This window comes from Streptomyces sp. KL109B (assembly GCF_030766935.1).
Taxonomy (GTDB): domain Bacteria; phylum Actinomycetota; class Actinomycetes; order Streptomycetales; family Streptomycetaceae; genus Streptomyces.
The window spans coordinates 821,478-842,837 of record NZ_JASERL010000002.1 but is presented as its reverse complement, the minus strand read 5'-3'; the positions used below and the strand labels follow the sequence as shown (position 1 = coordinate 842,837).

Below are 21,360 nucleotides of genomic sequence, written 5' to 3'. Positions count from 1 at the left end.
TCGTCCTTCAGGCAGGCAAAAAGGTGGGGCGGCGCGCAGCGCCTCGTTGAGGGGCGGCGGTCGGGTGACGGGCGGGAGGCTCTGACCTGCACACTTCGCGCGGGGGCGCGGCGGTGCGCAGGGAATCAGGTGTGGCGAGAGATCGGCGGTGCTGGAGGGATCAGCGCGCCGGACAGATGGCGCTGGACATGCGGCCGAAGTCGACGTGGCGTCGACTCACCAAGGCGGTTCCAGCTGTAGACATGACGGAAGCGTGTCACGGGACTTTGGGCCCGGTCCAGCATTGTCCGGGATGCGGACGGAATGGTCTCGAAATGTGAAACAGCGTGTCGTGGGTCACATGACAGGCGCAGGACCGTGGCGGGGCGGCGACGAGCGGCTCTATTCTGGCGCCCGGGCCAACGGGGGGCGACATGTGGCAGGACATGCAGACCTGGGCGCTGATCGTGGGCACCATCGCGATCACGGTCGTCGTCGGCAAGCTCAAGGACTCACTGCGCAAGCTCCTCGACCACCTCGGCGGACTCCTCTTCGGCTGGATCGTCGGCCGCGGCCTCCTCGCCCGCAAGGCGCTGCGCCGCTACATCGCGAAGGTCTACGAGGAGCACCGCGAGGTCGACGTCTCCTTCCGCGCCGAGACGTCCCAGAAGATGGACATGGAGTCGGTGTACGTTCCGCTCTCCGTCAGCGACGACCAGCACGGCGAGCGTCCGGCCGGCGCCTCCCTCGGCGACGCCCGCCGCACCCTCGTCCTCGGCGTACCGGGCGCCGGCAAGACAATGCTGCTCAAGCACGCCGTCCTGACCTGGGCCCGCGAGCGCCACAACCCGGACGCGCGCAGCCGCCGCACCTGGTACGGCCGCCGCGTCCCCGCCCGCGCCCCGCTCGGCGAACTGGACCGCATCCCCGTCCTCATCAAGCTGCACCAGGTCAACCTCGACGGCGAGATCGACCTGCGCCGCCACATCGTCGACCACTTCGCGGCCAACGCCTTCCCCAAGGCCGACCGCTGGCTCGACCGGCGCCTCGCGGACGGCGACATGGTGCTCTACTTCGACGGCCTCGACGAGGTCGCGGGCGCCAAGCGGCGCCGCCAGGTCGCCGACGCCATCCGGGAGTTCGCCAAGGACCACGACGGCTGCCGCACCGTCGTCACCTGCCGCGCCGCCGTCTACAAAGGGGAACTCAAGGAAGGCCTCGACCAGGTGCTGCGCGTCGAGGACTTCGACGAACACCTCATCCGCCGCTTCCTGCGCGGCTGGCCCTGGCCCGAGACCCTGGAGGGCGACACCGTCGACCGGCTCCTCGGCGCGCTGCGCGACACCCCGCAGCTGATGCCGCTGGCCCGCAACCCGCTGCTGCTCACCATGATCGCCTACCTGTACTCGACGGTGTACGCGGCCACCGGCGACACCCTCCCGCACACCCGCGCCGACTTCTACAAAGAGGTCATCGGCAGCCTCCTCGACGACCGGCAGCGCATCCCGCGGTTCTCGTCCCCGGTGAAATGGGGCGTCCTGCAGCGCCTCGCCCTGGCGGCGCAGGACGTACCGATCGGCGTCCACGACCGCCTCGCCCTGGCCGAGAGCCGGGTACTGGAAGTGCTGGAGGAGGCGCTGGTCGATCAGCGGCGCCCGGGCGAGCAGGCGCAGGCCGTGCTGGAGGAGATCGTCGAGCGCACCGGCCTGCTGCTGCCCATCGACGGCGGCGTCCGCTACCAGTTCGCGCACCTCACGCTGCAGGAGTACCTGGCGGCCAACGAACTCGCCGCCACTCCCGAGGGGCTGCTGCGCCGCTACCGGAGCGACCCGGCCACCTGGCGGGAGACGGTGCGCCTCTGGTGCGGCGTCGCGGCCCGCGACTGCACCGACGTGGTGCGCGAAGTCCTCGACCACGAACCGGTGTTGGCGTTCCAGTGCCTCGCCGACGCGTACGTCGTGGACCCGCGGCTCGCCGACCGCATCATCGACGCCTTCCAGGCCGGGCTCGGCACGGAGGACACCGACGCCGACCGCAGGGCCGTGGCGTCCGCGTTCGGCGTCGTCGCCGCGGACCGGCGGGAGCCGGGGCCCCGCGTCTTCGGGATCCTGGAGTTCATCGCCCGCGGGGACGTGAGCGGCATCGGCGCCGAAAGGGTGGAGGCGGCGCTCCGCGCGCTCGCCGCGACCAACGTGCCGCAGGCCGCGGAGGTCCTCGCGACCCGCCTCGGCGCGACCCCGGTGGCGCTCTCCGCGCTCACGTCGATGGGCGACCTGGCGGTCCCCGCCCTCACCGGCGCCATGCGGGACGGGCTGCCCGGAGCGGCCCGCGGCCTGTGGCTGATCCGCACACCGGCCGCGGCGCTGGCGTTGTGCGAGGCGCTGTTCCAGGGCCCGCCCCCGGCGGACGAGTCGGCTGCCGCGGCCTACCTCGGCCACCTGCTCGCCGACGGCGAGATCGAACAGGAGCTGGCCCAGCACGCCCCGGCCGTGCCGCGGCGGGTGATCTCGGACTCCGCCTGGGTGTGGCAGCCCTTCGCCACCCGCGAGGACGACCCGCTGATCGGGGTGGCCGCGAGGATCGCGCAGGTCCTCACGCGCGCGACGCGGCAGACGCTGCCCGAAGGCGTCGTACTCGATCCGCGGCTCGCGACGGCCCTTGCGATGGTGACCCCGGAGGGGGAGGAGCCGCCGAGGACGGCCGTCACCGACCTCGATCCCGTTGCCGCGGGGGAGTTGTCGGACGTCGCCGCACGGCTGGCGTCCTACCCGGGCATCCGGTTCGACCTCGACGACCCCGCGGGCGTCAAGACGTGGGAAGTGAGCAACGTGCTGTACTGGGCCGACCGGGGCCCCCGCGCCGGCGCCGGCGGCGCACGCAGCTACTCCTCGGAGTACCTGGCCGACCTGGGCCTCAAGGTACTGCGTTCGGTGGGCATCTCCGCGTTCCGCGCCGACCTGCTCCGCTCGCTTCCGGTCGAACGGCGCTTCACGGCGGTGTGGACGCTCCTGATGGGACCCCAGGTCAGCGTCGCGGAGTGGCAGCGCAGCGGCGGTCCTTCGCCGGCGCTCGACCGCCAGTACCGATACGAGTTCGACCGGAGCTGGCACTACCGCCTGGTGCTCGCCGTGTGCTTCGCCGTCTCCGGATACGCGGCCTGGCGGGCCGGCGCCGCGGCGTTCGGCGGGCAGCCCTGGGGCCCCGGCTGGCTGGCCTGGCTCGCGCTCGCGCAACTCGCCGTCGGCTGGCTGGTGCTGCTGGTGCGCGGGGCCCTGACCGACGCCGACGAGCTGGCCGAGTACGGGGTCCTGACGCCGTTCACGCTGGTGTCCGAGTTCGCCTACATGGACATCGACTTCTGGATGGCCCTGGCCAATCTGGGCCTGCTGCCCGCGGCGGTCACGTACGCCTGGGTCGGCCTGCACGAGGCGGTCGGCACGGTCGGCGCGGTGTGGACCGCGGGCGCGGCGGTCCTGCTCATCACGCTGGCCACGTGGCGCGGACTCCGCCTGAACTCCCGCGCGCGGGAACTCAGGCGGCGCTTCAACACCCCACTGCGCGGCCTCGTCGACCTCCTCAGGGGCCCGGCCGACACCGCCGTCACCGGCAACGTCGCGGTCTCGGCTACGGCGGGCTAGCCCGCCACCACCCCGGCCCCCGGCCAAGGACCCGGCGTCGGTACGTCCGGTTCGACCTCGACCTTCGTGTCGAAGACCTTGAACCCGCGCCGCTCGTAGTTCGCCATGGCGTGCTCGCCGTCCTTGCTGCACGTGTGCAGCCACACCCGCCGCGTCGGCTCCCGGTCCGGCCACCGCTCCGCCAGGTCCCAGGCCCGCGCGACCGCGTACGACAGCAGATGCCCGCCGATCCGCCGCCCCCGGAACGCCGGAATGAGGCCGAAGTAGACGACCTCCACCACCCCGTCGTCCTGCGCGTCCAGCTCCACGTACCCGGCAGGCGTGCCCTTGTCGTACGCGACCCAGGTCTCGGCCCCCGGACGCGACAGCTGCTCCTGCCACCGCGCGTAGCTCCAGCCGAGCCGGTCGATCCAGCGGATGTCGCCGCCCACGGACGCGTACAGGAACCGGCTGAACTCAGGGGAGGGGACCTCGGCGCGCACGACGCGCACGTCGTCGCCCTCCGGCGGCGTCGCGGGGCGCAGGTCGGCGGGCGAGGTCTGTTCGAGGGACCAGGTGGTGACGCTGATGGTGTCGCTGCTGCTCATGCGGCTCATCGGATCACGCCCGACGGGCTATGGCCAAGGCTGCCCAGGATGCGGGAAGATCCGGCAGCGCCCAGCCGCACCACCCCCCACATCCGTCCCAGCTCGTCCCAGCCCAGCCGGAGGATGTACCGATGTCACGTCGTCGCCTGCCCCGCGCCACGCTCGCCGCGGCCACCCTCACCGTGGCCCTCGCCACCCTCGCGTCCCCCGCCCTCGCCGCGCCCGCGAAGGACCAGGCCGCCCGGATCTTCATGGTCAACCCGGTCCAGTCGTCGGGCGACCAGTCCCTCACCGACGCCAAGGACTCCGCGACGGCGGTCCCGGACGCGCAGTACGCGACGGCCGCGCTGCGCAATCTCGACGGCAGCGGCGGCCTGTCCGGGAAGTGGGCCTACGTCAGATCCGAGACCGGCGCCGCCGCGAAGCTCGCGGACGCCGGTACGTACACCCGCCAGGACGACCAGTTCGAGCAGGTGATGGCCTACTTCTGGGTCAACGAGGCGCAGGAGTACCTGCAATCACTCGGCTTCGGCAGCGAACTCCCCGGCGCCAACGACCGCGCCCAGCCCGTCCGCATCAACCAGTGGGGCGCCGACAATTCCTTCTTCACCGACAAGAAGGCCGAGATCCGCTTCGGCAAGGGCGGCGTCGACGACGCGGAGGACGCGGAGGTCGTCGTCCACGAGTACGGGCACGCGGTCCACAACGCCCAAGTCCCGGGATTCGGTACGTCGTTGGAGGCCGGATCGATCGGCGAGGCGTTCGGCGACTACCTCGCCGTCGAGGTCGGCGCCGCCGCCGACGCCCGGTACGGCTGGCCGCGCAGGACCGACCTGGCGTGCGTCGCCGACTGGGACTCCGTCTCGTACACGTCATCAACTCCCCACTGCTTGCGGCGTGTTGACACCGACAAGACGTACGCGGACCGGGTCGGCGAAGTGCACGCGGACGGTGAGATCTGGTCGCGGGGCCTGTACGACATCCGGCGCGCGCTCGGCGCCCGTACGGCCGACCGGATCATCGTGAACGCCCAGTTCGACTTCGCGCCGGACACGAGTTTCGAGGCGGCGGCGAAGGCGACGATCGCGAAGGCGAAGGAGATGTACGGGGCCGGGGCCGAGGCGGCGGTGCGCAAGGCCTTCGCCGACCGGGGGATCCCGGGCGTCTGAGGCCCCGCGCACCGTAGCCCGAGCACTGTGGGTCCGGGTTGCCTCAGTCCGCGTCGCCGCCGCGGCCGAGGCGCCCGGGCCACCAGGACCTCGGGCCGATGTCCCGGACCAGCGCGGGGACCAGGAGCGAGCGCACGACGAGGGTGTCGAGCAGGACGCCGAAGGCCACGATGAACGCGATCTGCACCAGGAAGGCGAGCGGGATCACGCCGAGCGCGGCGAACGTCGCGGCCAGCACCACACCGGCCGACGTGATCACGCCGCCCGTCGCGACGAGCGCCCGCAGGATGCCCTCCCGCACCCCGTGCCGCAGGGACTCCTCGCGGGCCCTCGACATCAGGAAGATGTTGTAGTCCACGCCGAGCGCGACCAGGAACACGAACCCGTACAGCGGCACGGACGCGTCGGTGCCGGTGAAGCCGAACACGTGCTCAAAGACGAGCGAGGAAATGCCCAGCGTCGCCACGAAGTTGAGCGCGACCGTCGCCACCAGGAGCAGCGGCATCATCAGGGACCGCAGCAGCCCGACGAGGATCACCAGGATGATGGCGAGGACCACGGGAACGATCAGCGTGCGGTCGCGTTCGGCGGTGTGCTGGGTGTCGTACTGCTGCGCGGTGTAGCCGCCGACGAGGGCGTCGGCGCCGTCGACGGAGTGCAGCGCCGTCCGGAGCCGGACGACCGTCTCCTTGGCCGCGTCGCTGTCGGCCGGATCCTTCAGCGTCACATCGACGCGCACCTTGCCGTCCACGACGCGGGCCGGGCCGCCGCCGGGCCGCCCCTGCTCGGTGAGGACCGTCGCGCTCGCGACACCGTCGACCTTCTCGGCCCGCGAGACGACCGCGTCCCGGTGCCCGGCGTCCGCGATCACCACGGCCGGGTTGCCGGAGCCGCCGGGGAAGTGCTCGGCGAGCGTGGCCTGCGCGGCGACCGAGGGCGCGTCGTTGACGAAGATCTCGTCGAGCGGCACGCCCTTGGAGTCGAGGGTGGGGGCGAAGGCGGCGCAGGCCAGCAGGCCGGCGAGGGCGATCGCCCAGATCCTGCGCGGCGCCCGCTCGACCGCCCGCGCGACGCGCCGCCACACCCCGTGCCCCGCGCCCGAACCGTCGTCGGCGCGCACCTTCGCGGGCCAGTACGCGGCGCGGCCGAGCAGCACCAGGGCGGCGGGCAGGAACGTGAGGGTGCTGAGGACGGCGCAGACGATGCCGATGGCGCCGACCGGGCCGAGCGCCCGGTTGTTGGTGAGGTCGCTGAGCAGCAGGGCGAGCAGGCCGAGGGCGACGGTCGCGGCGCTCGCCACGATCGCCCCGGACGAGCGGCGCAGCGCGGCCCGCATCGCGGCGAACCGGTCGGCGCCCGAGGCGAGTTCCTCGCGGTAGCGGGCGGTGAGCAACAGCGCGTAGTCGGTCGCGGCGCCGATGACCAGGATCGACAGGATGCCCTGCACCTGTCCGTCGACGCGTACGACGTCGTGGTCGGCGAGCGCGTAGACGACGGCGCAGGCGGCGCCCAGCGCGAACACCGCGCTGATGATGATCACGAAGGGGAGCAGCACGCTGCGGTAGACCAGGATCAGGATCACCAGGACCGCCGCGAGCGCGACCGACAGGAGCAGCCCGTCGATCCCGGCGAAGGCGTCGGACAGATCGGCCTGACTCGCCGCGGGCCCCGCGACCTCGGCCGTCGCACCCGGCACCTTCGACGCCGCGGACTCGATCTCGTCGAGCGTCGGCGCGAGTCGGTCCCCCAGGTCGGGGCGCAGTTGTACGACACCCTCCAGGGCCTCGCCGTCCTTCGACGGCAGGGCGGGCGACACCTGGCCGACGATGCCGGGCTCGCCCTTGAGCGAGGCCAACGCGCCGGTGGCGGCGGCCCGTTGGTCACCGTCCACCCTGCCCCCGCCGTCGGCGGTCCATACGACGATCGCCGGGAGCGTCTCGTCCTCGCTGAAGGCGCGCTGCGCCTCGATCACGCGGGTGGACTCCGCGTTCCGCGGCAGGAAGGCCGCCTGGTCGTTCGTGGCGACCTCGCCGAGTTTTCCCGCGTACGGGCCGAGCGTGCCGCCGATGGCGAGCCAGCCGAAGAGCAGGACGATCGGCACGAGCCAGCGGGCGCGCCGGTGGGTGCGGGGCATGGTTCTCCCAAGGAAGGCAGCCGGGCGGTCTTGAGCGGAAAGCCTCAATCAAAAAGTATCTCGATGATTGAGTTATCTGTTGTCCGGGATGGTGGCACACGTCGTGTCTTCCGTCGCGCCCGCCCCCGCGGATGCGGTCTCCGCCCGTGCCGTGTCCGGCGGCGCGCTACGTGCGGGGGCTCTCGACCTCGGAGAGCTGCTCGTTGAGCGAGCCCAGGAACCGCACCACCACGTCCAGTTCCGCCGCGCTGAAGTCGCCGCGCACCCGGTCGGCCGCCTCGGCGAGCGGGCCGAAGTACTTCCGCGCCCGCGCCTGCGCGCCCGGCACGTACTGCAGGTGCACCACCCGCCGGTCCCGGCTCTCCCGCACCCGCCGCAGATGACCGGCGCGTTCGAGCCGGTCCACGCAGGCGCTCACCGCGCCGGACGTCAGGCCGAGGCGGCGGCGCAGCACGCTCGGGGTGACGGGCTCCGCGGAGTCCAGGACGACGGCGAGCGCCTGCACGTCAGTGGGGTGCAGGTCCTGTCCGGTGGCGAAGCCGTGCACCACCCGCGTGAGTTCGCCGTTGAGGCGGCGCAGCTCCACCGCGAGCTGCCGCAGGTCCGATGGCGCGGACGCGGCGGCCCCTTCGTCGGCTTTCCCGGCCCGTCCACCCACGCCCACCACGGCATTCCCTTCGCGTGGGACGGCGCCCGCCCGGCGCCGTCCGCTCGATCCTGTACGAGGGTGCGCCAGCTTACTCGGGCTGCCTCGGCGCGCCTGACGTGCGGCTTCGGTCGGTGGGCCGGTCGGGGCGGTCGGGGCGGCGGGGCACCCGGGGCAGGGCGGTCCTGATGGCTTCGACGGGGTCGGGGGCGTCGAGGCCGAGGGCGGTGAGCCAGCCGTGCACCCGGGCGACCGGCTCGTGCATGGCGCGGGACTTGCGGACGAGCATCTCGAAGTCGATGTCGTCGTCGGTGGTGAGCAGTTCGTCGGCGTCGTCCGTCAGAAGCATCAAAGCGTTGGGTTCGGAGAGCCCCCGCGGCAGCTTGGTGCACGACAGGGGGACGCCCCAGGCGCGCAGCCGTGCCGCGATCTCGGCGGGCGACCGCAGCAGGGCGCGGGCGGCGCCCAGGACGTGGGCATAGGGGAGGGCTTTGCCCGGACTCGTCTCGCCCCAGTACAGCGGCCCTTCCCACCGGAACAGCTCGTCGTCCAGCTCGTGCGTCCCGGCGGAACGGGTGGGGCCGGTCCGTGGAACCTTGAGCCCGAAGGCGCGCAGCTGCCGCGCGACCTCGCCCAGCGGCTCCTCCAGGCGTGCGGCCACCGTGAACAGATGGACGTAGGGGACGGGGGTGCCGGGGCGCAGCGCGGGGCCCACGTCGCCGAATTCGTCCTCGTCGACCGCCAGGAGATCGATGGCCCGGGAGACGTCGTCGGGGTGGATGTCGGGGAAGGGGGCGGGCAGCGGGAAGCCCATCCCGGCGAACCAGTCCATGGCCTCGGCCGGGGTGATCTCCAGGCTCTCGGCGGCGGTCAGGATGTCCAGGGCGGGCACGGGTTCGTCCAGCGGGAGCCACGTGTTCATGGCCAGTGGCCACTGCTTGAGCAGGGCGGGCAGCTCCTCCCACGGCTCCTCGGGCAGCCCCGTGCCGTCCGCCTCCAGGTCGCACCGGACGAGCCGCGCACACACGTCGGACACGGTCGTGTCCAGGTCGAAGGAGAGCTCCGCCAGGACTCCCGGATGCACGCGCCGGTCGGTCCGGAGCCAGTCCCCGCCGTGCTCCGCCAGGTGGGCGAACAACTCCTCGTCCGCCTCCGCCGCACGGGCGCACTCCAGGGCCTCGGGCGGGATGACGGCGCCCTCGGCCGCACGCAGCCGGGCCACTTCCGCGACGGTGGTCCCGGAAACGTCCGCCTCCCGGACGAGTCCGGTCGCGGTGAGCGGGCGGCGCCGCTCGATCACGGCGGCCGCCCGCTTCGAGGCGGTCGTCCCCTCCGCCGAACTCCGCGGGACTTCGTGGGGAAAGGCATCCGGGGGAAGGCCGTGGAGTCCCAACAGGGCCGCCCGCTCGGCTATTTGGCGCGGCGACGCCGCCAGCGCCACGGCGAGGTCCAGGAGCGTGTCGCAGGTCGAGGCCGTGCCGAGACGGTAGCTGTACGAGGGCTTGTCCACGAGAAGCTGGTCCGAGGGGAGGGCGGGCAACAGGTCCACGGGGGCGGCCAGTTCCGGGCAGAGTCGCTTCAGCTCCGGCAGGGACGGGTGCGTGTCGTGCGCCAGCAGCCGCCACAGGAAGATGTGATCGGGAACGGAAGGGTGGTCGTCGGCCATCGAATTGGGGCCCGACGCCTCGTAATAGGTCAGCGCCGGACGGACCAGGGCGGCGTCCATGGGGAGGCAGCCGGCCCGTGCGGTGTCGACCCGCCGGTCGCGGACCCCGATCGTCCGGTGCTGCCGTACGCACTCCTCGGCGATCAGGTCGGCGGTCACGACGCTTCCGTCGGCGGCCCTGCACAGCCACGCGAAGCCGAGGAACTCGGGGCCGGCCGACACCAGGTGCACGGCCGCCTCCCGCACCAGGTCCGCCAGGAACGGGCGCAGGTCGTCGAGGACCTGAAGGCGGTCTGCGGACAGCCGGCGCGGGGCGCTGGGACCCGTCAGGTTCACGATCAATCCGGTGAGGCCGTTCGGCCGCTGGGAGACGGCGCCGCCGCGCACCGACGGCTGTACGACCAGCCCGTCGACCAGCAGGTCCCCGCCTCGTTCGCACCAGAACAGCTGGACCCCCTCCGGGGCGCCGGGCCACGGCAGCAGATCGCCACGACCGGTGGTGCCGAGCCCGCCGCCCTGCGGGCCGTCCATGGGCTCGGCCGCCGCCTTGAACTCGCCCGGCGCCCACTCCTCCTCGTACTCGCCGTCCCGCGCACTCGTCGCGAACTCGGCCACACCGAGCAGCCTGCGCAGCACCCGAGGGCAGGACGGCGCCGGGGCGCCCTCGGACGGCGCGTGCAGATAGAGCCGGACCGTCGTGCCCGGCTCCGCCCCGCAGTCGGCCGGCCGCGCGATCCGGAACAGATGGCCAGGACCGAAGATCGACGCCTCAAGGAGCGGGCCCACCGCGCCCGTGGGTCCCATCCGGCACGTCGTCACCCGGATCTCGTCGGCCAGCATGAAGTAGCTCAACACCCCGATGCCGAAACGGCTGTTGGGGTAGAGCCGCACCGGCGGTTCGACCGACTCCCAGGCGGCCTGCTCGTCCAGGAAGTCCGGCTGCTCGGCGAACCGCGCGCCCGCGTTCGAGAACACCCCGCGCAACTCCGCCTCGCCCATGCCGACGCCGTTGTCCCGGCACTCGACGAAGGCCCGCCCGTCGTCGTCCACGCCCTGCTCGAACGTGATGCGGCCCGCGTAGTCGTACGTCGCGCCCGGCGTGACCCGGTCCAGGTACTCGGTGCGCGCCCGGCGGTAGCGGCAGGCGTCCAGGGCGTTCTGGTACAGCTCCCGCAGCGCGAGATCACGGTCCTTGTAGAGCTGCTCGCCCATCAGCAGATCGCGCACCCGCCGTTCGTCGAGCCGGAAGCTCGCCCAGCTCGTGAACGCGTCCTCGGCGGGCACCACGCCGTCCGACGACAGGTGGCTGGGCAGCGCGGGGAACGGCAGGGCGACCCGCTCCTCGGCGGTCCGCCGCACCGCGCGCAGCAGTTCGTCGACCCGGCCCGCGTACGCGTGCAGCGCCTCGATCACGGCCTCGTGATGGCATTCGGCGCGCAGCACGGGCAGATCGCGCGAGCCGCCGAGCGCGCTGCGCGCCAGCGTGTCCCGCAGCTGGTCGAGGCGGACCGGGTGCGGGATGCCCAGGTGCTCGGCGACGACGTCCGGCAGCGCGGTCGGCTCGGCGGCGAGCGCGAAGCCCACGGCCGCGATGAGCGCCAACCGCTGCTCACGCACGCGCTGTTGGCCGGGCCCGCGCAGCCCCTCGTCGGTCGGCAGCGCGGCGAGGAAGTCCGGGTTGCACACGTCGGGGCCGCGCCGGATGCCGTGCAGCAGCCGGGCGACGCGGGCCGGGTCGAGCGCGTCGCCGAGCGCATCGGCCGGTGCGCCGATCGCGGCCAGGGTGTTCCGTACGTGGGTGGGGGACACGTCCTCGCCGTGGTGCACGAGCCAGCGGTGGGCGAGCCACCAGCCGAGCGGCGGCGCCGCCCGCGGACGCAGCCGGGCGCGCTGCACGAGCAGCCGGTAGCGGGCCGCGTACGCCTCGAACGAGGCGCGCCGGGGCTCGGCGGCGGGACGGCTCTCCAGCTCCCACGGCTCGACGTCGCGCGCCGCGACCAGCGCCTCGAGCGTGTGCACGCGGTAGAGGAACGGCAGCAGCGCGGCCAGGGCCGCCTCCGCCGGGTACAGGTCGAGACCGGCGCCGCCCGCGGGCCCCGGCTCACCGAGCAGCCACTCCATCCGCTCGGCGAACCGGCCCGCGAATCCCGGGTCCTGCCACGGGTCGTCGGCAAGGCGTGCCTCGCCCGCGTCCCGCAGCGTGGCGAGCCGCTCGGCGACGGCCACGGCGCCGTCCCGCCAGGGGTCGAGGTCGCGGTGGTGCGGCACGTGCCGCCACACGCCCGCGTCGCGGACCGCGGCCGCCCACGCGTCGGCCGGTTCCGCGGACTCCGGTGCGCCGGTGCCCGTGTGCACCGTCAGCTGCCCGACCGATCCGCCGACCTGTACGAGCGCCCCGTCGACCTGTGTGCCGGTCACGGAGTTGTGGGTGTTGTGATGCCGCATGCCGCCCCCTGTGCTTTCCAGGGACAGCTTAGGCACCAGGGGCCGCGGCCCGGAGTCGGTCCGGCCGCCGGATGGTGTCCCAAGGCGCCCGGTTCCAGGGGCTCTTGCGGTTGCCCGGATCGAGCATCCCCTTCACATGCGCGTCCGCGACGTCCTGCGGAGCGAGCAACTCCTCGAACGGCGTGCCCCGCACACCCTCGCGCCAGACCGAGAGGCCGAGCAGGTAGTGGTCGCCGTACTCCCGCCATGTGTCGTACGTGCCCGCCACCTTCGGCACCACGTTCTTCAACAGGGTCCACGCGTCCGCCTCGGAGAGCAGACCGCAGCCGAACCCGCACCGTACGGCGTCCGCGTACAGGGCGATGTCCCACGCCAGCGGCTCCACGCCGACCCGGGCGCGGGCCTGCTCCCGGAACCCGGACCGCGCCAGCACACCGAGCCGCCCGATCAACTCGTCCCGCGTCCCCACCTCCCACTGCCCCACCAGCCGCCGCCGCGCCTTCTCCTCGTCGATGCGGGTGAACGGGTAGAGCGCGGTGCGCGAAGCACCCTTCTCCGGGCGCACGGGTGCGCTCAGGGACACCATCCAGAGCTGGTGCGGGGTGAGAGGCGTCCGGTATGCGCGTCGTGTCCTCGGCTTGATGAGTGTGAAGAACATGGGCGTGGACAGTACCGAAACCGTGCCCGAACAAATCAAGCCCCTGCCCCGGTCCGAGCAATTCGACCCCTGCGCCGGTTCGGGCAATTCAAGCCCCTGCGGCGATTGAGCAGCGGGGTCCGGGGCGGAGCCCCGCGGCGTGGGCACCGTCGACCGCCACAGCTAGCGCCGCGCCAACCGCACCGCCAGGTCAAACGCGTTGCGCACCGACCCCGTGCTCGCAGCCCCCCGACCGACCAGGTCGAACGCGGTACCGTGCGCCGGCGTGCAGATCGGAATCGGCAGCCCGCCCGCGATGGTCACACCGCCGTCGAAGCCCATCAGCTTCATCGCGATCTGCCCCTGGTCGTGGTACATCGTCAGCACCCCGTCGAACTCCCCGGCACGCGCCTTCAGGAAGATCGTGTCGGAGGGGAAGGGGCCGCTCGCGTCGAGGCCCGCCGCGCGCAGCCCGGTGATCGCGGGCGTGATGATGTCGAGTTCGTGGCGGCCGAAGTGACCGTTCTCGCCCGCGTGCGGGTTCAGCGCGCACACCCCGATGCGCGGCGCCTCGACGCCCGCGCCCCGCAGCACCCGGTCCAGGAGCCGGCCCGCCGCCGTCACCCGCTCGTACGTGATCCCGGCGGCGACGTCCGCGAGGGAGACGTGCGAGGTGACCCGCGCGGTCCACAGGCCGGGCACCACGTTCAGCTCAGACGTGAAGGAGTCGACGCCCAACTCCTCCTCGAACCAGCGCAGTTCATCGGCCTGCGCCATCCCCGCCAGGTGCAGGGAGGACTTGTTGAGCGGGGCGAACAGCATCGCGCCGACCTCGCCCGCGCGCGCCAGATCGAGCCCGGTCCTGAGTCGGCCGAGCGCCCAGCGCCCGCCCTCGGCCGTCGCAACCTTGCGCTGGAAGCCGCCGTCCGGGCGCTCGGGCGCGGGCCCGGGGTGCAGCAACTCCCGTGCCCAGCCCAGGTCCACGCCCGCGTCCTCGCCCGCCGAGCGCAGCTCCTCCTCGTCGGCGAGGAGGACGAGGTCGGCGGCTTCGCGGGTCTTCGGGTCGGCGAGGAGGCGGGCGACCAGCTCGGGTCCGATCCCGGCAGGGTCGCCGAACGTGACGGCGATGCGGGGCAGTTCAGCGGTGTGCCGCGTACTCATGGGGTCTTCTCCGGGGTCTTGGGTTCGGGGGCCGGCTCGGCCTCGGGGGTGGCGGGGGAGCGGCGCAGCCTGCGGGCCACCGGCGGTCCCGCCACCAGCGCCACCGCGAGCAGCAGGATCGTGACCGCGGCCGGGCTGTGCAGGAGGAGCAGCGAGTCGTCGCCCGTGGACAGCGCCGACGTCTGCACCAGCGACTTCTCGAACAGCGGGCCGATGACCAGGCCGAGGACGAGCGGCGCCACGGGGAAGTTGAGCCGCTTCATCGCGTAGCCGACGAGCCCGAAGAACAGCACGATCCAGATGCTGAACATGCTGTTCTTCACCGAGTACGCGCCGATCAGCGAGGTCACGATGATCAGCGGGTACAGGAACGCGTAGCGCACGCGCAGGAGTTGGGCGAAGACCGGCGCGAGCGGCAGGTTGAGGATCAGCAGCAGAAGGTTGCCGATGAAGAAGGAGACCAGCAGGCCCCACACCAGCTCCGGCTGGTTCTCGAAGAGCAGCGGGCCCGGCTGGATCCCGTACACGAGGAATGCGCCGAGCAGCACCGCCGTCGTCGCGCCGCCGGGGACACCGAGGACGAGGGTCGGCACGAAGTTCGCGTTGGAGGCGGAGTTCGTGGCCGCGTCCGGGGCGACGACGCCCTCGATGGCGCCCTTGCCGAGCTCCCGCCGGTTGCGGGAGAACCGCTTCTCCGACCCGTACGCCATGAACGAGGCGAGCGTCGTGCCCGCGCCCGGCAGACAGCCGAGCAGGAAGCCGAGGACGGTGCCGCGCGCGGTGGGCGCGGCGGCCCGCTTGAGGTCCTCCTTGGTGAGGAGCAGATCGCGGAAGCGGGCGCGGATCGGCTCGGCCATGCCGATGTGCAGCTGGTTGAGCAGCTCACCGATCGCGAACAGGCCGATCATGACCTCGACGAACGGGATGCCGCCGAAGAGGTCGATCTGCCCGAACGTGTAGCGGGGCGTGCCGCTGCCGCCGTCCACGCCGACGCAGCCGATGAGCACGCCGGTCAGGCCGAGCGCCATGCCGAGCAGCAGATTGCGGCCTGAGAAGACGACGATCGTGCACAGGCCGAGGATCATCACGGCGAGCATCTCGGGCGGCCCGAAGTCCAGCGCGAGGTTCGCGAAGAACGGGGCCACCGCCATCAGCGCGACCAGCGACACCATCGCCGAGACGAACGCGCCGAGCGCCGAGATCGCGAGCGCGGGACCGGCTCTCCCGGCCCGTGCCATGCGATAGCCGTCGAGGGTGGAGACCACGGACGACGCCTCGCCGGGCGTCGCGATGAGGATCGCGGTGATCGTCGCCCCGAACTGGGCGCCGTGGTAGATCCCGGCCAGCATGATCAGCGCGGTGAGCGGCGAGAAGGTGAGTGTGACCGGGATCAGGATGGCGACGCCGGTCGCCGAGCCGAGGCCCGGCAGAATGCCGATGACGGTGCCGAGGAGCACGCCGACGAAGCACCACAGCACGTTCTCGGGGCTGAGCGCGGCGCCGAATCCGGTGACGAGATGGTCGATCACAGCTGGCTCCAGACGGCGGGGTCGAAGAGACCGAACGGCAGCGGAATGCTGAGGACCGTGATGAACAGCAGGTAGGAGAGCGCGAACACGAGCGCCGCGACGAGCACGCTGCGCGCGAGCGGCTGACGCTCCACGACCGCCGTGAGGAACAGCGTCATCAGCGTCAGCGCGGGCAGCAGCCCGAGGAACGGCACGAGCAGCGCGGTGACCACCATCGTCACCACGACCACGATCAGCTTCGTGCGAACCCGCCGCGCCTCCTCGGCGCCGCCATCGGCCGCCGCCTCCTCGACGTGTCCGTCGCCCTCCAACACAGAGCCCGTACGCAGTTCCTGACGCACCAACAGCAGGCCGAGGACGGTGAGCAGCAGGCCCGCCGTGCGCGGCATCACGCCGGCGCCGATGGTGCCGTCCTCCGGCTGGGTCCACGGGTAGGCGAAGGAGCCCGCGAAGAACAGGGCGCCGAGCGCGGTCAGGGCGCCGTACGCGACGAGGACCGGGCGGCGTGCCCGCGAAGGAGCGTTGGTGGTCACGTGAGGTCCTCCTTCACCCGGGCGTCGTACTGCTTGAGATACGCGGCGAACTCCGCGCCGCTGCGGTGTGCGGGCGTGAGCATGTCGGCCTTCAGGTACTCCTGGTACGCCTTCGACTTCATGGCCCGCTCCAGCGACCTGATCCAGTACCCGCGCTGTACGTCGTCGATCCCGGCGGGCGCGAACACCCCGCGCCACAAGGTGACTTCGGCGTCGAGGCCCTGCTCCTTGGCGGTCGGCACCTTGCCGAGGACCGGGTCGTCGTAGCGCTTCGCGGTCATGGTGCACAGCGCCTTCATGTCACCGCTCTGCAGATACGGCTTCGCCGACGAGGCGCTGGAGGGCGCGATGTCGATCTGCTTGCCGAGCAGCCCGGTCAGCACCTCGCCCGTCGAGCCGTAGGGCACGACCCCGAACTTCCCGCCCTCCTTCTTGAACTTGCCGATCACCAGCGCGTCCGCGCCCGTCTTGCCGCTGGACCCGGTGACGACCCGCTTCTCGCGCGCGGCCCGCACCACGTCCGGGCACGTCTTGTACGGGGAGTCCTTGCGGGCCACGACGATGCGGGAGTCCGAGGCGAACATCACCAGCGGCGTGAACGACTTGTACGTGAACGGCACGTCGTAGACGAGCGGGAGCGTGTTGAGGGCGCCCTCCGCGACGAGCAGCGCGTTGCCGTTGCCCTTCTCCGCGAGGAAGCCCGCCCAGCCGACGGCGCCCGAACCACCTTCCTTGTTCTCGACGTTGACGTGGTAGCCGCCGTCGAGCTCGTTGAGCCCCTGGGCCATCACGCGCGCCGAGCGGTCGCTGCCGCCGCCCGGCGCGAACGCGACGAGCGCCGAGACCGAACCGCGCGGATGCCAGTCCTTCGGCACTTCGGGAGTGGCGTTGAGCAAGGTGCACGAGGTGAGTGCGGTGGCCAATGCGGCCAGTGCCGTGGCTCCGGCGAGACGGCGTACCGCACGCAGTGGTGACGTCATCGTCGACCTTCCTGCGGATCCGAGATCCTATGGGATATGGCCGTGACCGTAGGTGCGCCGAAGGAGCCATGACAAGAGGTGTGCGTGAATTGCCGCCACGCGGCGGGAGGTTGATTCCCCTGGGGCCTCGCGCCGCTACGCGTCGTCGAGCGAGCGCCGCTCGACACCCTCCAGATGCGTGCGCATCGCGCGGGCCGGCGCCTCGGGGTCGCCCGACTCGAACGCGGCGAGGATCGCGGTGTGTTCGGCGATGGCCTGGTCGATGTCGAAGGTGCCGTGGTCGACGGTCTGCCGCATCCGGTGCACATGCGCGCTCAGCGACTCGGCCATCGCCGCCATGAACCGGTTCCGCGCCGCCTGGATGATCAGCAGGTGGAACTCCCAGTCGGCGGCGAAGTATTCGCGCAGGTCGGAGTTGTCGGTGGCGGTCGCGTCACCGCCGCGCAGCTTGCGCACGCGGTGCGCCGCGAGCACATGTCGGGCGTGCGCGGCCCGCAGCTCCGGCACCAGGTCCTCGCGGTGCGCGACGGCCCGCTCCACGGCGCCGAGCTCCAGCATGATGCGGGCGTCGAAGAGTTCGGTGACCTGCTCGGGGGAGAGCGGCGGCGCCACCTTGTACCCCTTGAGCGCGACCCGGTTGACCAGGCCCGTGTGCTCCATCTGAACGAGGGCCTCGCGCACGGGAGTCGGCGAGACGCCGAGCTCGCGGGCGAGCGAGTCGATGCCGAGCGAGGAGCCGGGCGGCGTCGAGCCGTCGAGCAGCTTCTCCAGGATCGCGTCGTACACCCCGTCGCGCAGCGCGCGGCGTGCCACGAGCGGGGAGTTGGGGCTCTGCGGGTGCGTGCTCTTCGGGCTCATCTCGCCGTCCAGGTTATCCGAGGTGTCCGAGGGGGAGGTGCGGACAGTCTGTCGCAGACCGAATAGATCCTATAGGGTCTACGATTCCAAGGGATTGTCAGCGTGAGTTCCCACGCTCCGCAGCGTGAATCGTCCGGCCGACGAGGGAGTCGCCCATGACCCGCACCACCTCCGCACCCACGGCCCGTGACTGGCCCATCGGGGCCGCCCTCCTCCAGTTCCCCGACGCCCACAACGCGCCCGTACGGGAATGGAGTTCGGTGCTCGCCGAAGTCGCGGGCGAGGGCTTCGACCACGTCGACCTCACCGACAGCTGGCTGCGCCCCGGCGACCTCGACACCGACCGCAGGGCCGAACTCACCCGCGTACTCAAGGAGTCGGGCCTCGGCGTCACCGCGATCTCCGCGATCCGCCGCAGCGTCATCGACCCCGACGAGGACGCGGCCCGCGCCCACCTCGCGTACCTCCTGCGCACCGTCGACGCTGCGGCCGAGCTCGGCATCGGCGTCGTATCGGTGGGCCTGCACCGGGAGTTGACGGCCCAGCAGCAGGAAGCCCTGTGGTTCTGGCACGAGCCCGGCGCCACCGACCCGATCGGCGACTTCCGCACCTGGGAACTCGCGGTGACCCGGCTGCGCGCACTCGGCGAACGCGCGGCCCACCACGGCATACGCCTGTCCCTGGAGATGTACGAGGACACCTACCTCGGCACCGCCGACAGCGCGGTGTCCCTGTGCACCGACATCGGTCTCCCGAACGTCGGCCTCAACCCCGACATCGGCAACCTCGTCCGGCTGCACCGCCCGGTCGAGGACTGGCGGTCGATGCTGCGCAAGACCCTCCCGCACACCAACTACTGGCACATCAAGAACTACTACCGCGATCACGACCCGGCCACCGGCACCTACTTCACCCACCCCGCGCCCTGCGAGGGCGGCGTGATCGACTACCGCGGCGCCCTCGCCACGGCCCTGGAGTGCGGATTCGACGGACCGATCTGCGTCGAGCACTACGGCGGCGACGGCCTGGGCGTCTCGGCCGCCAACCGCGACTACCTGCGACGTGTGCTGCGCGCCCGCCTCGGGAAGTGACCCGGATGGCACCGCCGACCGGCGCCGCCCGGAAGGGCGCCGTCGGCACCACGGACGAGCAGGAGGACAGCGCGTGACACGCTGGATCGGGACCAGCTTCAAGATGACCAAGACCCGCTCAGAGGCGGGGAGTTACGCGGCGCGCGTGCGGGCCGCCGTCGGCGACGGCATCGACGGTGTGCAGCCCTTCCTGATCCCGTCGGCGACCGCCGTCTCCGTCGTCTCCGACACCCTCGGCCCCCGCTCGCCCGTCCTGACCGGCGTACAGAACGCCCACTGGGAGGACGCGGGCGCCTGGACAGGGGAGCTCTCCGTGCCGCAGGCCGCCGACGCGGGCGCCCGGCTCGTCGAGATCGGCCACTCGGAGCGCCGCGCCCACTTCGGCGAGACCGACGACACCGTCCGCCTCAAGACGGCCGCCGCCCTGCGGCACGGCCTCACCCCGCTGGTGTGCGTCGGCGAGTCGGCGGAGGCCAGGGACGCGGGGCGCGGCGCCGCCGTCGTACGGGCGCAGGCCGAGGCGGCGCTCGAAGGGCAGTCGGACCCGGGGGCGGTGCTGCTCGCCTACGAACCGGTCTGGGCGATCGGCGAACACGGCAGGCCGCCCCGCCCCGAGGAGATCGCCCCCGCCCTCGCGGCGCTCGCCGAACTCCCGGTGCGGGCCGTGCTGTACGGCGGCTCGGTCGACCTCGCGAACGCGCCGTGGCTGCTCGAACTACCCGGTGTGCGGGGCCTGTTCGTGGGGCGCGCCGCCTGGGACGTGGACACCTATCTGAAGCTCCTCGCGCTGTGAGCGCGTAAACGCGTAAACGCGTGATCGCACGGGTGCGGTGACGGTGTCCGACGTGGCTGTCGTGCCTGACGTGGCTCAGGGCTCGGTCTCGGTCTCGGTCCCGGCCTGCCGGGCCACCGCCACCGCCGGCGCCGTCGAGTGCGGCAGCAGATCCCGCGGGTCGTCCGGGAGCACCACCGCCACCTCCGCGTCGTCCGCGAAGCGGTACGGGCGGTGCGCGAGGAGGCTGCCCAGATAGCGGCGGACGCGGGACATCTCCGCGCGCACCGTCACCGTACGGGCCCGGTCGCCGAACAGGTCATCGGCCAGCTCGGAGGCGCTGCGGCCGGCCGGGCGCAGCGCCAGCACGTACAGCAACTCGGCGTGCCGCGGGCTCAGTTCGTGGGTCCAGGAGGCGGCCGCCCCCGACACCTCCAAGGACCACCGGCGCGGGCGGCTCACGTCGAGGGCGATGCGGGTCGCGTCGAGCGGGCGCGGCTCCTCGTCGACCATCAGCAGCCAGCCGCCGGGCATCGCCGTCACCCGGCAGGCGCCGAGCGAGGGGACCCAACAGGAGCCCTCCGTGACGGACTTGGGCAGCGCGACCCGGTCGACCGGCGGCATCCCGGTGACCGCCGCCGTCCAGCCGAGCGGGTCGACGGCGAGCGCCCGCCCGGTCAGCCGGGCGAGCACCGGCGCCGCGACCGTGCGCAGCCGCTCAAGACCGGCCTGCAACTGCTCGCGCAGCCGCGCCTCGGCGAGCTGTGCCACCGAGTGCACCCACGACAGCGTCGCCGGATGCATCGTGTCCAGCGGGCCGCTGATGTCCACGACGCCGAGCAGCCGCCCGTCGCGCGGGTCGGTCACCGGGGCGCCCGTGCAGATCCACGGGTGCTGCGACTGCACGAAGTGCTCGGCGGAGAAGACCTGCACGGGGCGGCGGGCCACCAGCGGGGTGCCGATCCCGTTCGTGCCGACGACGTCCTCCGCCCAGTGCGCGCCGAGTTCGAAGCCGATCCGGTCGGCCATCCGCAGCACCCCGGGGTGTCCCTCGCGCCACAGGATCCGGCCGTCCGCGTCGCTGATCACCATGATGTGCTGCGCCGCGTCGGCGACCGTCACCAGCGCCTCGCGCAACATCGGGATCAGCGGGAACAGCGGCGAGGCCTGTCGCCGCTCCTCCAGCGCGTCCGCCGTGAGCAGTCCGGCGCGGACGTCGTGGTCGGGGTCGACGCCGCCCTCCAGCATCCGCCGCCAGGAGTCGCCGATCACCGGCCGCGGCCGGACGCGTGGCCGCTGGCCCGAGAGCGTCGCCTCGCGCACCCCCTTGAGGAGTTGGGACGAGTGCGCCACGTCCATGGCGGAAAGGCGTGCGAGGTCGATCGTCGAGTCCTTGTTCATGGGGGAACCTCGGTTTGTGGGGAGATGCGCCCATCCTGCCCTGAGATCCCTGGCCGGGGTGTGCGTTCCCGGGGAACGTTGCAACCCCCTGCAACCCTGGTGAACAACCGTGCGGGGTTTGAAACTGGGAGCAA

Annotated in this window: 15 protein-coding genes; 4 read left to right on the top strand and 11 right to left on the bottom strand. The window is 72.5% G+C overall.

The window, feature by feature from the left end; translation table 11 throughout:
• Window positions 1-413 precede the first annotated feature (413 nt).
• Window positions 414-3,617, top strand: coding sequence for an NACHT domain-containing NTPase (locus RBJ65_RS09520; RefSeq protein ID WP_306321628.1), 3,204 nt, complete (start codon window positions 414-416; stop codon window positions 3,615-3,617).
• Here the strand turns inward: RBJ65_RS09520 and RBJ65_RS09515 are convergent.
• Complete coding sequence (locus RBJ65_RS09515) at window positions 3,614-4,204, bottom strand: GNAT family N-acetyltransferase (protein ID WP_306321627.1); 591 nt, start codon at window positions 4,202-4,204, stop codon at window positions 3,614-3,616. The two genes, RBJ65_RS09520 and RBJ65_RS09515, sit on opposite strands and share 4 nt — an antisense overlap.
• A 131-nt stretch (window positions 4,205-4,335) precedes the next feature.
• Between RBJ65_RS09515 and RBJ65_RS09510 the strand changes: the two genes are divergently transcribed.
• Window positions 4,336-5,373, top strand: a complete 1,038-nt coding sequence (locus RBJ65_RS09510; protein WP_306321626.1) for a M36 family metallopeptidase — start codon at window positions 4,336-4,338, stop codon at window positions 5,371-5,373.
• 43 nt (window positions 5,374-5,416) lie between these two features.
• On the opposite strand, the gene RBJ65_RS09505 is transcribed toward RBJ65_RS09510, so the two are convergent.
• The 9 genes from RBJ65_RS09505 to RBJ65_RS09465 form a co-directional block, all read right to left on the bottom strand.
• Window positions 5,417-7,507, bottom strand: coding sequence for an MMPL family transporter (locus RBJ65_RS09505; protein WP_306321625.1), 2,091 nt, complete (start codon window positions 7,505-7,507; stop codon window positions 5,417-5,419).
• Between the two features lie 166 nt (window positions 7,508-7,673).
• Complete coding sequence (locus RBJ65_RS09500; protein WP_306332121.1) at window positions 7,674-8,171, bottom strand: MarR family winged helix-turn-helix transcriptional regulator; 498 nt, start codon at window positions 8,169-8,171, stop codon at window positions 7,674-7,676.
• 73 nt (window positions 8,172-8,244) lie between these two features.
• Entirely contained in the window at window positions 8,245-12,264 is a 4,020-nt protein-coding gene (locus RBJ65_RS09495; RefSeq protein ID WP_306321623.1) for an ATP-binding protein, read from the bottom strand.
• A gap of 28 nt (window positions 12,265-12,292) precedes the next feature.
• On the bottom strand, window positions 12,293-12,922 hold the full coding sequence (locus tag RBJ65_RS09490; protein WP_306321622.1) for a DUF1266 domain-containing protein: 630 nt from the start codon (window positions 12,920-12,922) through the stop codon (window positions 12,293-12,295).
• A gap of 162 nt (window positions 12,923-13,084) precedes the next feature.
• A complete protein-coding gene (locus RBJ65_RS09485; RefSeq protein WP_306321621.1) occupies window positions 13,085-14,062 on the bottom strand; it encodes a 4-hydroxythreonine-4-phosphate dehydrogenase PdxA in 978 nt (325 codons plus the stop codon).
• Complete coding sequence (locus RBJ65_RS09480) at window positions 14,059-15,591, bottom strand: tripartite tricarboxylate transporter permease (RefSeq protein ID WP_306321620.1); 1,533 nt, start codon at window positions 15,589-15,591, stop codon at window positions 14,059-14,061. Before RBJ65_RS09480 ends, RBJ65_RS09485 begins: the two co-directional genes overlap by 4 nt.
• Window positions 15,588-16,124: a tripartite tricarboxylate transporter TctB family protein gene (locus RBJ65_RS09475; protein ID WP_306321619.1), complete on the bottom strand. Its 537-nt coding sequence runs from the start codon at window positions 16,122-16,124 to the stop codon at window positions 15,588-15,590. Before RBJ65_RS09475 ends, RBJ65_RS09480 begins: the two co-directional genes overlap by 4 nt.
• Window positions 16,121-17,104 carry a tripartite tricarboxylate transporter substrate binding protein gene (locus RBJ65_RS09470; RefSeq protein ID WP_306321618.1) on the bottom strand — a complete coding sequence of 328 codons (984 nt, stop codon included), beginning with the start codon at window positions 17,102-17,104 and terminating at the stop codon, window positions 16,121-16,123. The genes RBJ65_RS09475 and RBJ65_RS09470 overlap by 4 nt, the downstream gene beginning before the upstream one ends.
• 135 nt (window positions 17,105-17,239) lie before the next feature.
• Complete coding sequence (locus RBJ65_RS09465; RefSeq protein WP_306321617.1) at window positions 17,240-17,962, bottom strand: GntR family transcriptional regulator; 723 nt, start codon at window positions 17,960-17,962, stop codon at window positions 17,240-17,242.
• Window positions 17,963-18,117: 155 nt separating this feature from the next.
• On the opposite strand from RBJ65_RS09465, the gene RBJ65_RS09460 reads away from it, so the two are divergent.
• Window positions 18,118-19,053: a sugar phosphate isomerase/epimerase gene (locus tag RBJ65_RS09460; protein WP_306321616.1), complete on the top strand. Its 936-nt coding sequence runs from the start codon at window positions 18,118-18,120 to the stop codon at window positions 19,051-19,053.
• A 73-nt stretch (window positions 19,054-19,126) separates the two neighbouring features.
• Window positions 19,127-19,846 carry a triose-phosphate isomerase gene (locus RBJ65_RS09455; RefSeq protein ID WP_306321615.1) on the top strand — a complete coding sequence of 240 codons (720 nt, stop codon included), beginning with the start codon at window positions 19,127-19,129 and terminating at the stop codon, window positions 19,844-19,846.
• Between the two features lie 75 nt (window positions 19,847-19,921).
• Here RBJ65_RS09455 and RBJ65_RS09450 read toward each other — a convergent pair whose 3' ends face one another.
• A complete protein-coding gene (locus RBJ65_RS09450) occupies window positions 19,922-21,226 on the bottom strand; it encodes a GAF domain-containing protein (RefSeq protein ID WP_306321614.1) in 1,305 nt (434 codons plus the stop codon).
• Between the last annotated feature and the right edge of the window lie 134 nt (window positions 21,227-21,360).

What these genes read in the sequence shown, in the direction of transcription:
- RBJ65_RS09490 (WP_306321622.1), bottom strand. Translation starts at nt 12,922, where the DNA reads ATGTTCTTCACACTCATCAAGCCGAGGACACGACGCGCATACCGGACG.
- RBJ65_RS09515 (WP_306321627.1), bottom strand. Translation starts at nt 4,204, where the DNA reads ATGAGCAGCAGCGACACCATCAGCGTCACCACCTGGTCCCTCGAACAG.
- RBJ65_RS09465 (WP_306321617.1), bottom strand. Translation starts at nt 17,962, where the DNA reads ATGAGCCCGAAGAGCACGCACCCGCAGAGCCCCAACTCCCCGCTCGTG.
- RBJ65_RS09510 (WP_306321626.1), top strand. Translation starts at nt 4,336, where the DNA reads ATGTCACGTCGTCGCCTGCCCCGCGCCACGCTCGCCGCGGCCACCCTC.
- RBJ65_RS09485 (WP_306321621.1), bottom strand. Translation starts at nt 14,062, where the DNA reads ATGAGTACGCGGCACACCGCTGAACTGCCCCGCATCGCCGTCACGTTC.
- RBJ65_RS09520 (WP_306321628.1), top strand. Translation starts at nt 414, where the DNA reads ATGTGGCAGGACATGCAGACCTGGGCGCTGATCGTGGGCACCATCGCG.
- RBJ65_RS09470 (WP_306321618.1), bottom strand. Translation starts at nt 17,104, where the DNA reads ATGACGTCACCACTGCGTGCGGTACGCCGTCTCGCCGGAGCCACGGCA.
- RBJ65_RS09505 (WP_306321625.1), bottom strand. Translation starts at nt 7,507, where the DNA reads ATGCCCCGCACCCACCGGCGCGCCCGCTGGCTCGTGCCGATCGTCCTG.
- RBJ65_RS09450 (WP_306321614.1), bottom strand. Translation starts at nt 21,226, where the DNA reads ATGAACAAGGACTCGACGATCGACCTCGCACGCCTTTCCGCCATGGAC.
- RBJ65_RS09460 (WP_306321616.1), top strand. Translation starts at nt 18,118, where the DNA reads ATGACCCGCACCACCTCCGCACCCACGGCCCGTGACTGGCCCATCGGG.
- RBJ65_RS09495 (WP_306321623.1), bottom strand. Translation starts at nt 12,264, where the DNA reads ATGCGGCATCACAACACCCACAACTCCGTGACCGGCACACAGGTCGAC.